The organism is Kitasatospora sp. NPDC054795, from assembly GCF_053611565.1.
Genome location: NZ_JBSHAP010000063.1, coordinates 1 through 15,269 on the forward strand (window position 1 = coordinate 1; position 15,269 = coordinate 15,269).

Sequence of the window (15,269 nt, forward strand, 5' to 3'; positions counted from 1 at the left end):
GAGCTCAGAGGTGTCCCGGGCGACCACCGACGCACGGTAGGAGGCGTGCTCCCTACCCTCGTTCAGCGTCCGCGCGACGTCGGCCAGCGGGTAGGCGGTGTGGCGCAGTTCGAGCGACAGCCGCTCGCACTGGGAGAGCAGGTCCGCCCGGCTGCGGGCGGACACCGCGACCAGTTGCGGGGCGCTGACGGCGGGGCGCACCCCGGTGGTCGCCGGGGGTTGCTCCACCACGCAGTGCGCGTTGACGCCGCCGAGGCTGAACGAGCTCACGCCCGCCCGGCGCGTCTCGTCGTCCCACCGCTCGAGCGAGGTGACGACCTCGAGGCGGGCGCCTTCGAGGTCGACCTCCTCGGCGGGCTCCTCGAAGTGCAGCGAGGGATACAGCTCGCCGTGGTGCACGCTGAGTACCGCCTTGACCAGCCCGGCGATTCCCGCGGCGTGGTCCAGGTGCCCGATGTTGGTCTTGACCGAGCCCACCTTCACCGTGCGGTCACCGTCGGGACGGGCGAGGGCCAGGCCCTCGGCCTCGACCGCGTCGCCGAGCCGGGTGCCCGATCCGTGTGTCTCGATGTATCCGGCGGTCACCGGGTCCAGCGAGGCGTTGCGCCAGGCCTTGGTGATGACCTCGGCCTGCGAGCGGGCACTCGGAGTGCTGATGGTCGCGGCGTGCCGACCATTGTGCACCACGGCGCTGCCGCGGATCACGGCGTGGATGAAGGCGCCCTCCGCCAACGCCCGTTCCAGCGTGGTGAGGAGCACCACCCCGCCGCCCTCGCCGGCGCCCGCGCCGTCCGCGGCACGATCGAACGCGCGGGACCTGGCGGTGGGCGAGGCGATGCCGGGGAAGTCGGCGACCGCGGTCGCGGGCGGCACGATGTGACTCAGGCTCACCCCACCCGCGACGGCGTAGTCCGCATCGCCGTCGCGGAGTTCACGGCACGCCTGGTGGACGGCGACGAGTGCTCCGTTGCAGCCGGTGTCCACGCCGTAGCAAGGACCGGTGAAACCGAAGAGGTGGGAGATCCTGGCGGGCAGGGCACAGGGGATGTTGCCGGACATCCCGAGGGTGCCGTGCTCACGCACCAGGAGTGCGTAGCCGTTGCTCGGCGAGCTGAAGACCACCGCCGTCCGACTGTCCCGGAGCTCGGACGGGGCGTATCCGGCGTTCTCCAGCGCCTCCTCGGTGAGCTGGAGTGCCAGCCGGTGCTGCGGGTCGGTCACCTCCGCCTCGCGCCGGGACAGACCGAAGTGCTTGTGGTCGAAGAGGTCGATCCGCTCCAGGTAGCCCCGCTCCGGATAGTCCTGCCGGGGGTCGAGTCCGGTGCTCCGGATCCGCTCCGGAGGGATCGGACGCACCGAGTCCCGCCCCGCCCGCAAGTTCGCCCGGAAGGCGGCGAGGGAGTCCGCCTGCGGGAATCTCGTGGCGATGCCGATCACCGCGATGGCCGGTCCGCCGTGTGCCACGCCCGTACCGCTCATGTCGCCTCTCCGTTCCCGCGTGTCAGAGTTCGTAGGTGGCCGGTAGGACCTGTTCCTCGTCCTGCGCGCGTTTGCCCAGGCGGTCGGCGATCCGCTGCGCCTGGGCGGCGATGGTGATGTAGTCGAAGAGCTCGCCCACCCGCAGCGCCCCGGGCCATTGCCCGTCCAACTTGTCGTGCAGGTCGATGACCTTGATCGAACTCCCGCCGACGGCGAAGAAGTTGTCGTCCGGAGCGGAGTCGGAATGCCCTAGCACCTCTGCCCAGATCCGGCCGACGGCGAGCCGGTGCCCGCTCCAGTTCCCGCCCGCGGTGTCCCCGGAGTCGTGTTGGCCGACCGGGATCAGCGTGCGCAGCGCGGCCCGGTCCGCCTTGGTGCTGCGGTCGAGCGGGATGTGGTCGACCAGCACGAACAGGGTCGGTACGGCCTGCTCGACCAGCCGGCCGTGGCAGTGTCCGCGCAGCTCCGCGACGTCCGGCGGCCTGCTGCCGGGTGTCGGCAGGACGAATGCGACCGGCTGCGGCTCGCCCTGCCCGGCCCGCTCGCAGAGCACCACGGCCTGCGCCACGCCTGGATGGCGTTCCAGCACGCTCTCGATCTCGCCGAGCTCGATCCTGGCACCGCGGATCTTGGCCTGATCGTCCATCCTGCCGTGGTAGTGCAGCGCGCCCCGCTCGTCGACGCTGGCGATGTCCCCGGTGCGGTAGAGGCGCCCGCCCGGCCGTCCGTACGGGTCCGCTACGAATCGCTCAGCCGTACGGGCCGGCTGGTTCGCGTAGCCGAGTGCCACCAGCGAGCCGCCGACGTAGAGCTCACCCCGCTCCCCGGCAGGGACTTCACGCAGCCGCTCGTCCAGTACCAGGGTCCGCACTCCCGGCCAGGGCCGCCCGATGGGGATCCGGTCCCGGGCCGGGTCCGGATCAGTCTCCACCGTGCAGGCGATGGTCGTCTCGGTGGGCCCGTACTCGTTGACGATCGGTATCCGTGGCAGTCGCTCGCGGTGTGCGCCCACCAGCTGGGGGGTGCACACCTCACCCCCCACGACCACGAGACGCAGCGTGTCGGGCAGACCGCCGGGATCCTGGAGCACCGCCCGGTAGTAGGAGGGAATGTTGAACAGGTGCGTCACGCGGTGCTCCCTGGCCAGCTGGGCGAACTCCGCCACCTGCACGAGCTGTCGGGGATCGGGCAGCACCAGCGTGTGACCACTGGTGAGCGACCAGAACATTCCGCCGAGGATCCCGTCGAAGGACAGCCGCAACGCGACCAGGAGGACGGAGTGCTCGGTGCCGTACACCGGCCCCCGGCCGCTGATGGACGCCGCGAGCTGGCCCCGGCTGACCAGGACGCCCTTGGGTACACCGGTGGACCCCGAGGTGTAGGCGACGTAGGCGGGGCTCTGCTCCGGGACCGGTGGGTACAGGTCGCGGGGCAGCTCCTGTCGGCCCGCCTCGACGAGCCGCGCCAGCTCGATGTCCGCCGCGTCCACGACCGTCGGCGGGGCGGGCATCGCCGCGAGCGCGGAGGTCGGCACGGCGTCGCCGCCCTCGCTCAGCACCACAGCACAGTCGACGTCCCGGCACAGCGCCTCGAACCTGCCTATCGGCAGGTCCGGTTCCAGGACGGCCCAGGTGGCACCGGTGCGCAGCGCGGCGAGCATGGCGACCACGGACAGCGCGCTCTGCCGCGTCCGGACGCAGACGACCCGCCCCGGCCGCAGCCCGAGCTGCCACAGCAGCCGCGCAAGACCGGCCGAGGCGTGGTCGAGCTCACGGTACGTCAGCGATACCCCGCCGATGACGAGCGCGGTCGCCTGGGGCGTCCTGGTCACCTGGCTCCGGAAGGCGGCCCACACCGGCCGTACCTCCGTCGGGGCCGCCGCGGGGACGACGTCACCGCTGCCACCAGGGTGTCGGGTCATCGCAGCCTCGCTTCCCGTGCTGTTCATGCCGCACCGACGATCACGCGCGTGTGGCCGGGGGCCTTGGCCGGCGGGCGCTGCGGGTCCATGACGAGCACGAGGCGGTCCCCGTCGGTGCCCGTCACCTCGTAGCCCGCGAAGCGCATGGTGACCAGCAGATTCCGGTTGGCCTCGGTCGGGATGAAGTGCGCGACCGGACGCCGGCCGTCCGCCAGGGCCTGCTGGATCAGATGGTGCAGCAGCACGCTCCCCGCACCGCGCGATGCGACCCGGCAGGACATCAGCATCAACCGCAGGACCGAGTCCCGTTCGACGAGTTCGGTGACGGACAGGCCGATGACCCCGTAGTCACCGAAGCGGTCCCGGAGCGTGGCCAGCCGCACCTGGTGGTCCGGGGAAGCGCTCAGCCGGCGCAGTTCGTCGATGCCGTAGGTCAGCCCCGTGCTGTTGAGCTGATGAGTGCGGACGGTCAGCTCGCTGGCCCGGGCCAGGTCTTCCTGGGTAGCCGGGCGCAGCTCCATGACCAGGTCGAGCGAGTCGAGGAACGCCTGGCGTCCTTCGGTGAACTGCTCCTCGGCCTCGCGGCGTTGCCACTCGGCCTGGTAGAGCCGGCGTCGCCCGGTGGCCTCCGCGGTGATGTGCTCGGGCTGGAAGTCCCGCAGCCGTGGCAGCCGTCCGACCTCCGCCGCCGGGTAGCAGCGGACCATGGGGAGTTCGCTCGCGACCTCCGCCCGCTCCACCGGATCGTTGTCGATGAACGCGATGGTGTCCAGGCCGATGTCGAGGGCCTTCGCGATCCGGCGCACCGCATCGGACTTGGCACCCCAGCCCACCTCCACCGCGCAGAACCAGTCGCCCAACCGACGCCCCGCCAGATGACGCCGGGTGGCGCCGTGGTCACCACGACTGGCGGCGGCGTGCAGGATGCCGCGGCGGTCCAACTCGGCCAGGGTCTCCAGCGCCGCGGGGAAGGGGGCGGGATCATCTCCCTCCAGCACCACTCCGTCCCACAGGGTGTCGTCCAGGTCCCACACGAGGCACTTGACGGTGGGACCGGCCACCGCCGCCGTCATGACGCGCCTCCGGGGAGACGGGGACCGACGGGGCGGCCGGTGCCGCGTGCCGCCTCACCGAAACGCCGTAACAGCCGCTCTGCTATGTGAAGTTCGGACACTTGCTGGGCTCCTTCGATGATCTCCATGACCTTGGCGTCCCGGAAGTGGCGGCCCGCCCTGCTGTCGGGCGCGCAGCCGGCCGAGCCGAGCACCTGGACGGCGTCGCGGCTCGCCGCCGCCGCCGCGGAAGCCGCCGCGTACTTGGCCATGAGCGTCTCGGGCACCCCGTGCCCCGGGCCCAGGGCCCGTGCCCGCGCGGCCCGGCGGACGAGTTCGCGGGCCCCGGCGGCATCCACCGCCGCTCTGGCCAGCAGCGAACGGACCAACTGGTGGTCACCCAGGGGGATGTCGCCCTGCCGGCGGACCGCCGCGTGGGTGGCGGCGTCCTCGACGCACGCCTCCGCCATGCCCACGCAGCCCCAGGCGACCGTGAAGCGGCCGTGGTCGAGCGCGGTCCCGACGACGTGGGAGAGGCCCAGACCGGGAGGAGCGATCAGCTGACGCCGGGGCACCCGCACGCCGTCGAAGGACAGATGGGCGATCCGGGCGGCCCGCATACCGAGCTGGCCGCTCATCGGCTCCCGCTCGACACCGGCGCGGTCCGCGTCCACGAGCACGGCGGCGGGCCTGCCCTCACAGGTGCCCAGCACCAGGAACACGTCGGCGACCGCACCGAAGGTGACCCACCTCTTGCGACCGCTCACGACCAGATCCCGGTCCGACCGGCCCGACGTCTCGATACGGGTCTCCACCGAGCCCAGCGCGCTGCCGGCGGCCTGCTCGGTCGCCGCGAAGCCGGCGGTCAGCTCGCCCCCGGCCAGCCGGGGCAGCCAGTCGTCCCGCTGCTCCGCCGTTCCCCAGCGCAGCAGCGCCGCCGCGACCATGCCCTGTACGGTCAACAGCCCGCGCAGGGCGCTGCACTCACCACCGATCCGTGCGGTGATCTCACCGAGCGTGAGTGGATCGAGGCCCGCGCCCCCGTACCGCTCGGGTAGGTCGGCGGCGAGCAGTCCCGATGTGGCGAACTCCTCGCGCACCGAATCGGGGAGTCCACCGTCCTGGTCCCAACGGGAGGCACAGGCATGTGCGTTGGCCGCCAGTTCGTCCGCCACCCGGAGCAGATCCAGGGGCGGCGGATCCGCCGCCGCGGCGTCGAGGCCGCTCTCAGAATTCCTCGGCATGTGCCTCTCCCCGCTCAGCGGCATCGGTCTTGCGCCGGACGAACTCCGTGATGCGGTTCGCGGTCCTGAAGAAGTCCAGATCCAGGTCCTCGACCTCGACGGTGAGGGCGAAGCGGCTCTCGACGAAGGTCACCAGCTCCAGCGCGAACAGCGAGTCGGCAAGGCCCTGGGCGAAGTAGTCGTCCTCCGGCTCGACCCGTTCGCGAAGTGCCGCACTCAGGAAGTCGGTGATCTGCTCGGTGATGTCGGTCATGCCGCGTCCTCCTGTGGGCCTGTCTCGACCAGCAGCAGACTCCAGGCGGCCACCGGGCTGACGTTGATCAGGACCGCGAGATCGCCAGGGGCCAGCTCCTCGCGCTCGAGTGAGGTGCTGAGATTGAGGAAGACGTCATTGGGACCGAGGTGTCCGTACGTCCGGAGGTTCCGCCGGCACGCCGGCAGCAGTTCGATGTCCAACGCGTCCTCGATGAAGGCGAAGCTCCCGGCGGACAGGTTCTGGCTGACGAAGCCGCCGATGTCCGCCCGGCTGAGTCCGTTGCGCCGCAGCAGGTCGCCCAGCATCGAGGAGAGGCGGTTGCGCGTCTCCATGGCCAGGCGGAAGGAGTAGGTGTCGGGCTCCGTGCACTGTTCGCGCCACTGAGCGGTAGGGCGGTCCCGGTAGTCGATGTGGAAGAGGTCCCAGTAACGCCCGTTGGTCAGCTGTGCGATGTCGCGGACCCGGATCCGCCCGCCGCGGGAGAGCAGCAGCGCCTGCCCGCCGTCGCCGTTCACCGTGACGGGGTGGCGGTAGCGCAGGGCGGCGGCCGGCTTGCTGCCGTGCACGACCAGGACGTCGTCCAGGGCAGGGTCCGCGGCCAGTAGTCCACGAGCCGTCAGCAGGGCCGGGGTGATCGAGACGCAGCCGAGCCCGCCCACCGAGAAGGTGACGGCGTTCTCGGCGCCGAGCCGCTGCTGGAGCTGAGTCACCTCGGAGCTGAGGAAGGTCTCCTGGACCCGCGACTCCACCATCACCAGGGCGCCCAGGTCCCAGGCTTCGAGCCCCGCCTGTTCGAGGGCCCGGCGCGCGGCGCGCTCGGCGAGAGCGACGGAACTCAGCCGGTCGTCGGCCCGGATCGTATCGATGCCCAGACCGTCGCGGGTGGCGCGCTCGGTCTCGTCGAGCGTCCGTACGTCGGTGATCGACAGAGTGTGCTCGGGAAGGTACCAGGCAGCACTGCGGATGGCGACGGGTGCCGTGCCGTGCTGGAGGGCCTGCTGGGACACAGTCGTTCCCTCTCGTCTGAGGCAGTGATCACGGTGGCCCGGGTCCTCGGACGAACCTCGGTCTCCGGGCCGTGCTTGTGCGATCTGGTCGGAATGGCCTCAGCCTGCCCTCGGGGCCGGATGGCCGCCATGTCTTTAAGCAGGCGGCGAATAGGCCAGGTGGGCGGGCAGCATGCGGGGGCCGACCGGGCTCCGCGCCCGGTTCCGGGAGGGGAAGGACAGATGGGCCGTTCGCACGGGGCTCGCGGCCGGGCGGGCGGCCGAAGGGCGGGGCGCTCATCCGTCAGCCAGTCGCCCCGGCCCGGGGTTGCCACCGGAGATCGTTCGGTCAACTATAAGTGGGCTGCGCCACGAATCGGCAAACCGTAGCATGGGGGAAAATACGGATGCGCTCAGTCGAATTCAGCCTACTCGGCCCGCTGAATGTCCAAGTAGGTGACAAAAGACTCAAATTAGGAGGATCTCGCCAGCGTACCGTGATCACCATGCTGTTGCTGTCTCCGGGGCAGGTGATCTCGGTGGAGACGCTGATGGAGGCCGTTTGGCCGAACGGCGTGCCGAGCACGGCACGCAATCAGATCGCCATCTGCGTCGCCGGTTTGCGGAAGGTCTTCAAGGACGCGACCGACATCAACGACCTCATTCTGACCACGTACCCGGGATACACGCTCAATCCGGACGGCCACCGCATCGACGTGCAGGACTTCGAGGAGCGGGTCCGCGATGCCCGCGAGTCGGCCCGCGAGGGCCGCGTCGACGACGCCTGCTGGCAGTTCGGCGAGGCGCTGCAACTGTGGCACGGCCGGGCACTGGACGGAATGACGGGTTCCAGGATCGAGGCCACCGCGAGCCGCCTGGAGGAGCTGCGGCTGGACGTCGTCGAGGAACTCGCCGGACTGCGGCTGGAGTCGGGCAACCACAACGCCGTGATCGGCGAGCTGACCGAGATCGTCAACCAGTATCCGCTGCGCGAGCGGGCCCGGGCGTACCTGATGCTCGCGCACTACCGGGCGGGGCGCCGGGCCGAGGCCCTCGCGGTCTTCCGCGAGGGCCGCCGGGTGCTGGTGGCGGAGTTGGGCATCGAACCGGGCCCCGAACTGCAGGAGTTGCAGGGGCTGGTGCTGCGCGACGCTCCCGCCCTCACCAGCTTCCACCCCGAGCCCGTCCACACCGCCGTGGCACCGACCCCCGCGCAGCTGCCGTCACGGGTGGCGGCCTTCACCGGACGGGTGCCGGAGCTGCGAGCGCTGGACCGGATGCTGGACGAGCGGTCGGGCTCGATGCCGCTGGGCGTAGCCGCGATCAGCGGTGTCAGCGGCGTCGGGAAGACGACGCTGGCCGTGCACTGGGCCAACCAGGTCGCGCACCGGTTCCCGGACGGCCAGCTCTTCGCCGACCTGCGCGGCTACGACGAGCACGACGAGCCGGTCCAGCCCGCCATCGCGCTGGACCGGTTCCTGCGGGCCCTGGGCGTGCCGGGCTCGCAGATCCCGGCCGACCCGGCCGACCGTCCCGCGTTCTTCCGCAGCATCCTGGGCGGCAGACAGGTCCTGATCGTGCTGGACAACGTCCGGTCCTTCCAGCAGATCCGGCCGCTGCTGCCCGGCTCGGGGCGCTGCTGCGTGCTGGTCACCGGTCGGGACGTCACCGACGACATGATCGGCGACTACGACGTGCTGCCGATCCGCCTGAAGGCCGTCACCGCCGGGGAGGCGACGACGCTGCTGGCCGAGGTGGCCGGCCGGCAGCGGATCAACGCGGACCCCACCTCCACCGCCCGGCTCGCCGAGCTGTGCGACCGGCTTCCGCTGGCGCTGCGGATCGCGGGCGCCCGGCTAGCCGCGCGACCGCACTGGTCGGTGCGCTACCTGGTCGCCCGGCTGGAGAACCACCGCATCCGGCTGGACGAGCTGAGTCCCGGCACCGGCGGCGTCCGCGCGGGCTTCGGACTCAGCTACCGCGAACTGCCCTCCGCCGCACGCCGGATGTACCGGCGCCTGGGCCTGCTCACGGCACCCGACTTCACCGCCTGGGTCGGCGCCGCGGTCCTGGACACCACGGAGGAGGAGGCGGAGAACCTGATGGAGCTGCTGGTCGACGCGCATCTGCTGGAGGTGGTCTCTGGTGCCGGCACCGGCCCGGTCACCCGGTACCGCTTCCAGGACCTGCTGCGGCTGTTCGCCCATGAGCGGGCCATCGCGGAGGAACCCGGGTGGCAGCGCGACGCGGCACTGGAACGGCTGCTCGACGGCTGGCTGTACCTCTGCGACGCCGCCTACCAACAGCTGTACGGCGGCGAGTTCACCTCACCCAGGACCCCGGTCCGGCCGCGGCTGTCGGAGGCGGCCGAGGCCGAACTGCTCGACAAACCGCTGGAGTGGATGGACTCCGAGTGGATCGCCCTGGCCGACATGATCAAGCAGGCGGCCCAGTCCGGAAAGGCCGCCCACGCCTGGGCGCTGACCGCGCTGAGCAGCCCGCTCCGGGAGGCCCGCAACTACCTGGAGGCCTGGGCGGACTGCGCGCAACTCGCGCTGGAGGCGGCCCGGACCGCAGGCGACACGCTGGGCGAGGCCGAGATGGTCCACTCGCTGGGAGCGCTCGCCATCTACCGCAACGACTACGCCGGCGCGCAGACGCTGCTGACGATCGCCGCCCGGCTGTTCACCGAGTGCGGTGACACGGGCGGGCGCGCGAAGACGCAGCGGCTGCTGGCGGGGTGCGCCCAGTTCGCGGACGACCCGGAGCTGGCCCGGTCCTTCTGCGAGGCCTCCTTGGAGGGCTTCCGCGCGATCGGCGACCTGGCCGGCGAGGCCCGTACGCTCTCCCGGCTGGCGCAGATCGAGCTGGACCACGGCGACGTCGACCGCAGCCTGGACCTGAGCAGCTCCGCCGTCGACCTGAGCCGGAAGGCGGGCATCGTCCGGGGCGAGGCGCAGAGCATCTACCGACTGGCCAACGCCCTGCTGCGGAAGAACGACCTGGACGCCGCGGCCCTGGCGCTGTGCGAGGTGCTGGCGCTCTCCCGGAGCTACCAGGACCTCCACGGGGAGGCCCACGCGCTGCGCGGCCTCGGGGAGATCCACTGGCGGCAGGGACGGCTGGACGAGTCGCTGGACGTGCTCGGCCAGGCCCTGGAGGCGGCCCGGAAGATGGGCGACCGGCTGCTCCGGGCCCGGATCGAGGGCCATCTGGGCTTCGCGCACGCGCTGATCGGCCACGGCGAGGCCGCCGACCGGATGATGGGCGCCCAGGCCGCCTTCACCGAACTGGGTGCCACGGCGCCGGCCGAGCGGATGCGGCTGGCGCTGGAACTGGTCATGCGGCGCGGGCTGCTGCGCCCCGTCGACCGGCAGGACCTGCTCGCCCTGCTGGTGTGAACCACCGGAACTGACCGGAAGAGCGGCGGGTGGGACCGGAGGGCCGGGCCCACCCGCCGCTGTCGTACCGGTACGTCAGTTCCAGGGCTCCTCGCCACCCGGTGCCGCGGTCGCGGTGGACACGGGGACGGGCGCCGGGGTGGCCACCGCGTCGGCGAGCGCCCCTGAGGCCGAGTGAGCCGGGCCGCCGAGGGTGAGCAGCAGACCCGCGACAAGCGCCGCGGCGACGGTGATCAGGCTGATGGCGGGGGTGCGGGTGGGGCGCATCGCGCTCTCCTCGGAGTCGGTGGGAAGCAGGTCGGTCGGTGCCACACCGAGAATCTAGATTTCTGCCCTGTCAATGGGCTATCGAACCTATTTCGCCGCTCCCGAAATCGGCACGATAGAGCACTGAAATGTTCCCCTCGTAGCGTGTTCGCCGCACCATCATCGAGTTCAGCGGTATCAAGAACAACGGGGCGACTCAATGGAATTTCGTGTTCTCGGTCCGGTCGAGGCCAGACGTGGGACCACCTCGGTGGCTCTCTCGGGTTCGAAGATCCACACCGTGCTGGCCGCACTGCTGCTGGCCAGGGGACGGATCGTGTCGGACCACCGGCTCAGCGTGCTGCTCTGGGGATGGACCCCGCCGGTCACCGCGAACGCGCAGATCTGCACCTACATCTCGCGGTTGCGCCGCCAGCTGGGCCCCGCGGTCAGCATCGTTCGGCGGCAGCCGGGGTACGAGATCCGGCTGGGGGCCGGCACCCTCGACGTCGAGATCTTCGAGCGGCTCGAACAGCAGGGCCGCGAGGCCCTCCAGGACCGGCACTTCGCACAGGCGAGCACGCTGCTGGGGGACGCCCTGGACCTGTGGCGGGGGTCAGCGCTGGCCAATGTCACCCCGTTCATGCAGGAAACCGAGCTTCCGCAACTGGAGGAGGCACGCATGATCACCTGGGAGAACCGGATCGAGGCGGATCTCGCACTCGGCCGGCATCAACAGGTCACCTCCGAACTGACCCGGCTGTCCCAGCAGTTCCCGCTGCGCGAGGGGCTGCGGGCACAGCTGATCACCGCGTTGTACCGCTGCGGCCGGCAGGCCGATGCCGTGCAGGTGTTCCACGAGGGCCGGGCCGCGCTCTCCGAGCAGCTCGGCGTGGACCCGGGAGAGCAGCTGCGCGCCACCTACCAGTCCTTGATCAACGGCGAGTTGGCCCTGCCCGCAGCGCCACCGGAGCACCGGCCCCGCACGGTCCGGCCGACAGCCATCCGGTCCCGCACGGCGGGCTCGGCCGCCACCCCCGGGGCCACGATTCCGCCGCCGGCCGCCGACTTCACCGGACGGTCCTGCGAACTCGACCTGCTGGCGGGAACTCTGACGCTTCACCGGATGGAGCGCGGCGACCACCCGCGGTGCGCGGTGATCAGCGGACCGGCCGGAGCGGGCAAGACGGCCCTGGCCGTCCAGGCCGCTCACCTCGGGGCCGAGCACTTCCCCGACGGGCAGGTCTTCGTCGAGCTGAGCCACCGGGACCGCACCCCGAAGCAGCCGGGCGAGGTGCTCGTCGACCTCCTGCGGGCGCTCGGGGATCCGGTTTCCCGGACGACCGGCCGCGGCGGGGCACAAGAGCTGGACGAGCTGGTGCACCGCTACCGCACCCGGACCGTCGGCCGGCGTCTGCTGGTCGTCCTGGACGGGGCGGCCCGCGGCCAGCGTCTCGAACTGCTGCTGCCGCGCAGCCTCCGGGCCGCGGTCCTGGTCACCAGCCGGGCCCGCCCGGCCGGCCTCGGCAGCGCGGACACCGTACCGCTGGGCCCGCTCCCCCGGGCCGAGGCGGCCCGCCTGCTCGCCGCGGCCGCCGGGCCACGGTGGGCCACGGCGGAGCCGAGGGCGGTGAACGCCCTGGTCGAGTACTGCGCCGCCCTGCCGCTCGCCCTGCGCGGCGTCGGCGAGCACCTGGCGGCCCTCCCCCGTACCGGGCTCGCCGACATAGCCGCCCGGTTGGCCGAACCCACGACCCGTCTGGCCGAGTTGCGCAGCTTCGGGCTGGACCTGCGACGGGAGCTGCTGCCCTCCCTGCGGGACCTCTCCACCACGGGGCGCGAGGCGTTCGCCGCCCTCGCCCCGCAGCGGGACCGTGCGTTCTGCGCCCAGCAGGCCGCTCCGCTGCTCGACCTCTTCTCGTGGGAGGCCGAGCAAGTCCTGGAGGAACTGGTGGACGCGGCCCTGCTGGAAGCCGTCGGCGTCGACAGCGAGGGGAATCCGCTCTACCGCTTCGAGTCCCTGATCCAGCTCTTCGCCGCCTCGCTCGACGGGGGTGCGGCCCGGGTGGCCAGACCGGATCCGTTCGTGGCCATGGCGAGCTGACCGCCGCCGTCCGACCCGGCGACCGTACCCGGCCGGACCGGAAATATAGATCCCTGATAGCGACACCCCACACACTCTGCGCGAGGAGGACCACGCGCCCCCGGGGTGCGAGAGGAGTCAAGCATGTCCGAGCGGACCAGCCGCCCGGTCGCGGTACTGAGCACGGCCGGCCTCACCCCGGGTCTGCTGCACCTGATGCCGCATCTGCGGGAGGTCGGGGAGCGGGGGTTCACAGCCCCGCTCGACACCGTCCTGCCCGCCGTCTCGGCGACCGTCCAGGCGACCTTCGCCACCGGCCTGCTGCCGCGCGACCACGGCGCGGTCGGCAGCGGCTGGTACCTCAGGGACCAGGGCCGGGTGATGCCGCGGGGCGGGTTCGCCGGGCTGGTGGCCGGCGAGAAGGTCTGGCAGACCGCCCGGGCCGCCGATCCCCGGCACACCACCGCCTGCGTGCACTGCGACTGGAGCACTGGAGCCGAGGTGGACCTCCTGGTGGCCCTGGGCCACCAGCACCGCTCCGACGGCGGGCTGACCGTCTGCTGCGACACCGTGCCCGCCGGACTGGGCGATGAACTCGCCGCCGAGTTCGGCACTTTTCCGCTGGTCCGCTGCGGCGGCGGCACGGCGGGAATCGAGGAGACCCACTGGATCGCGGGCGCCGCCCGGCACCTCGTGACGCACCGCCGGCCGGACCTGCTCTGGGTCCAGATCCCGTACCTCGACCATGAGTTGCAGCGCAGCGGACCGACCGGACCGCAGGCCGAGAAGGCGGCGGCCGAGGTCGACGCCGCGCTCGCCCCACTCCTCGGTGAGCTGGCCCAGCGCGACACCACGGTGCTGGTGCTGAGCGGACACACGGTGCTGCCGGTACGCCGGCCGGTGCCGGTCAACCGGGCGCTGCGCCACGCCGGGCTGCTCTCGGTGGGCATCGCGGACGGCAAGGAGTACCTGCGGCCGTGGGCCTCCCGGGCGTTCGCTGTCACCGACCGGCAGGCCGCGCACGTGTACGTGGCCGACCCCGCCGACCTGGCCAGGACCCGCCGGATGCTCACCGAGCTTGCGGGGGTGGACGAGGTCCTGGACCGCACGCAGCAGGCCGACTTCGGCCTGGACCACCCCAACGGCGGCGAGCTGCTGGTGATCGCCGAGCCCGACGCGTGGTTCACCGGCGACTACTGGCTGGACAAGGCGGCGGCACTGGCCTTCGGGCGGGACATGGAGCCGGACCGCAGAGCCGGCACGGACCCGACCGAGCTCTTCCTGGACCCCGCGGCCGCGACCGCCCGGATCGACCCTCACCGGATACGCGGCAGCCACGGCCGCCTCCCCGAGGACAGCCGGGAGGGTCCGCTGCTGCTCTGCTCCGACCCGGCGCCGGAGCAGGTCCGCTACCACGCCACGGAAGTGAAGGACCTGATACTCCGGCTGCACGGCCTGGCACGGTAACCGCCAGCCTCGGCTTGCATCTGCGATTTTCGAACGGGGCTTAAGCCGCTGGCCCGCCCGTACGCCCGAACCTACGCTCGCAAGCCAGCCGACCCCTAGGAAAGGGGGGTTCCACCGTGTTCGGGCCCGATGTGAGCTTTGACCCGCGTTCCTTCCCGCCGACCATCCGTCGCAAGAGCACCGGCTCGGGCAGCCGGCTCGAAGCGACCGCCTGGGCGGCGGAGCACCGCTCCGGGATCGAGCAGCTCCTGCACGCCCACGGCGTGCTGCTGCTGCGCGGCTTCGACGTCACCGACGCCGAAGCCTTCGAGGCGGTGGCCTCCTCGCTGGTGGCCACCCTGTACAGCGAGTACGGCGACCTCCCGCACGAGGAGAACGCCGGCAGCATCTACAAGTCCACCCCCTACCCCGCCAACCAGTCCATCCTCTTCCACCACGAGAGTTCGCACATGCCGCACTGGCCGCGACGGCAGTTCTTCTGCTGCGTCGAACCGTCCCCCCAGGGCGGCGCGACCCCGATCGTGGACGGCCGCGCGGTCTACGCGGCGCTGCCGGAGGAGGCCCGCAGCCGCTTCGAGTCGGTCGGGATCCGCTACGTGCGCAACTTCATCGAAGGGCTCGACGTCGGCTGGCAGACGATGTTCCGCACCGGTGACCGGAGCGAGGTGGAGACCCGCTGCGCCGCCCAGGGCATCGACTGCACCTGGCTGCCCGACGGCTCGCTGCGCACCGAGCAGTGGGCGCCCGCCGTGGTGCGGCACCCGACCACCGGGGAGCCGGTCTTCTTCAACCAGCTCTTCCTGCACCACACCGCCTGCCTGGAGCCCTCGGTGCGAGAGGTCATGGCCTCGCTCTTCGGCGAGGACGAGATCTCCTTCCCGCGCAGCGCCACCTACGGCGACGGCGAGCCGATCCCGGACGCCCTCGTCACCGAACTGCTCGGCCTCTACGACTCGCTCGCCCAGCGGTTCCGCTGGGAACGCGGCGACGTGGCCGTGATCGACAACATGCTGGTCGCGCACGGACGTGATCCGTTCGCCGGCAAACGCAAGATCCTGGTCGCGATGGGCGACATGCTGGCCAGGAGTGAAGCGAGTCCGGAACCGGCCCGCTAGCGGCGGGCCCACCTCAGAG

The 15,269-nt window shown here is 71.8% G+C and carries 11 protein-coding genes; 4 read left to right on the forward strand and 7 right to left on the reverse strand.

What is annotated here, in order from left to right; genetic code table 11:
• From ACWGJO_RS22735 to ACWGJO_RS22760, 6 genes are all read right to left on the reverse strand, one after another.
• The coding region (locus ACWGJO_RS22735; protein WP_452186270.1) for a beta-ketoacyl synthase N-terminal-like domain-containing protein at positions 1 to 1,479 on the reverse strand (1,479 nt) is incomplete at its 3' end.
• A gap of 22 nt (positions 1,480 to 1,501) precedes the next feature.
• The gene (locus ACWGJO_RS22740; protein WP_452186272.1) at positions 1,502 to 3,310 is read right to left on the reverse strand and encodes an amino acid adenylation domain-containing protein; all 1,809 of its coding nucleotides are present in this window, start codon (positions 3,308 to 3,310) and stop codon (positions 1,502 to 1,504) included.
• 113 nt (positions 3,311 to 3,423) lie between these two features.
• Positions 3,424 to 4,473 (reverse strand): HAD-IIIC family phosphatase, encoded by a 1,050-nt coding sequence (locus ACWGJO_RS22745; RefSeq protein ID WP_452186274.1) that lies wholly within the window; start codon positions 4,471 to 4,473, stop codon positions 3,424 to 3,426.
• Complete coding sequence (locus ACWGJO_RS22750; RefSeq protein ID WP_452186275.1) at positions 4,470 to 5,696, reverse strand: acyl-CoA dehydrogenase family protein; 1,227 nt, start codon at positions 5,694 to 5,696, stop codon at positions 4,470 to 4,472. The genes ACWGJO_RS22745 and ACWGJO_RS22750 overlap by 4 nt, the downstream gene beginning before the upstream one ends.
• Positions 5,680 to 5,949, reverse strand: coding sequence for an acyl carrier protein (locus ACWGJO_RS22755; protein ID WP_452186277.1), 270 nt, complete (start codon positions 5,947 to 5,949; stop codon positions 5,680 to 5,682). Before ACWGJO_RS22755 ends, ACWGJO_RS22750 begins: the two co-directional genes overlap by 17 nt.
• Positions 5,946 to 6,959, reverse strand: coding sequence for a 3-oxoacyl-ACP synthase (locus ACWGJO_RS22760; RefSeq protein WP_452186279.1), 1,014 nt, complete (start codon positions 6,957 to 6,959; stop codon positions 5,946 to 5,948). Before ACWGJO_RS22760 ends, ACWGJO_RS22755 begins: the two co-directional genes overlap by 4 nt.
• Positions 6,960 to 7,345: 386 nt before the next feature.
• On the opposite strand from ACWGJO_RS22760, the gene ACWGJO_RS22765 reads away from it, so the two are divergent.
• Positions 7,346 to 10,339, forward strand: a complete 2,994-nt coding sequence (locus tag ACWGJO_RS22765) for a BTAD domain-containing putative transcriptional regulator (protein WP_452186281.1) — start codon at positions 7,346 to 7,348, stop codon at positions 10,337 to 10,339.
• Between the two features lie 75 nt (positions 10,340 to 10,414).
• Here ACWGJO_RS22765 and ACWGJO_RS22770 read toward each other — a convergent pair whose 3' ends face one another.
• Positions 10,415 to 10,651, reverse strand: a complete 237-nt coding sequence (locus ACWGJO_RS22770; RefSeq protein WP_452186283.1) for a hypothetical protein — start codon at positions 10,649 to 10,651, stop codon at positions 10,415 to 10,417.
• Positions 10,652 to 10,856: 205 nt separating this feature from the next.
• Between ACWGJO_RS22770 and ACWGJO_RS22775 the strand changes: the two genes are divergently transcribed.
• The 3 genes from ACWGJO_RS22775 to ACWGJO_RS22785 all read left to right on the forward strand — a co-directional run bounded on the left by ACWGJO_RS22775 (position 10,857) and on the right by ACWGJO_RS22785 (position 15,250).
• The gene (locus ACWGJO_RS22775; RefSeq protein ID WP_452186285.1) at positions 10,857 to 12,689 is read left to right on the forward strand and encodes a BTAD domain-containing putative transcriptional regulator; all 1,833 of its coding nucleotides are present in this window, start codon (positions 10,857 to 10,859) and stop codon (positions 12,687 to 12,689) included.
• A 123-nt stretch (positions 12,690 to 12,812) separates the two neighbouring features.
• The gene (locus ACWGJO_RS22780; RefSeq protein WP_452186287.1) at positions 12,813 to 14,135 is read left to right on the forward strand and encodes an alkaline phosphatase family protein; all 1,323 of its coding nucleotides are present in this window, start codon (positions 12,813 to 12,815) and stop codon (positions 14,133 to 14,135) included.
• Positions 14,136 to 14,266: 131 nt separating this feature from the next.
• Positions 14,267 to 15,250, forward strand: coding sequence for a TauD/TfdA family dioxygenase (locus ACWGJO_RS22785; protein WP_452186288.1), 984 nt, complete (start codon positions 14,267 to 14,269; stop codon positions 15,248 to 15,250).
• The last annotated feature ends 19 nt before the right edge of the window (positions 15,251 to 15,269 follow it).

Bases quoted from the DNA above. Each gene is read 5' to 3' on its own strand.
- ACWGJO_RS22745 (WP_452186274.1), bottom strand. From the start codon at position 4,473: ATGACGGCGGCGGTGGCCGGTCCCACCGTCAAGTGCCTCGTGTGGGAC.
- ACWGJO_RS22750 (WP_452186275.1), bottom strand. From the start codon at position 5,696: ATGCCGAGGAATTCTGAGAGCGGCCTCGACGCCGCGGCGGCGGATCCG.
- ACWGJO_RS22755 (WP_452186277.1), bottom strand. From the start codon at position 5,949: ATGACCGACATCACCGAGCAGATCACCGACTTCCTGAGTGCGGCACTT.
- ACWGJO_RS22765 (WP_452186281.1), top strand. From the start codon at position 7,346: ATGCGCTCAGTCGAATTCAGCCTACTCGGCCCGCTGAATGTCCAAGTA.
- ACWGJO_RS22780 (WP_452186287.1), top strand. From the start codon at position 12,813: ATGTCCGAGCGGACCAGCCGCCCGGTCGCGGTACTGAGCACGGCCGGC.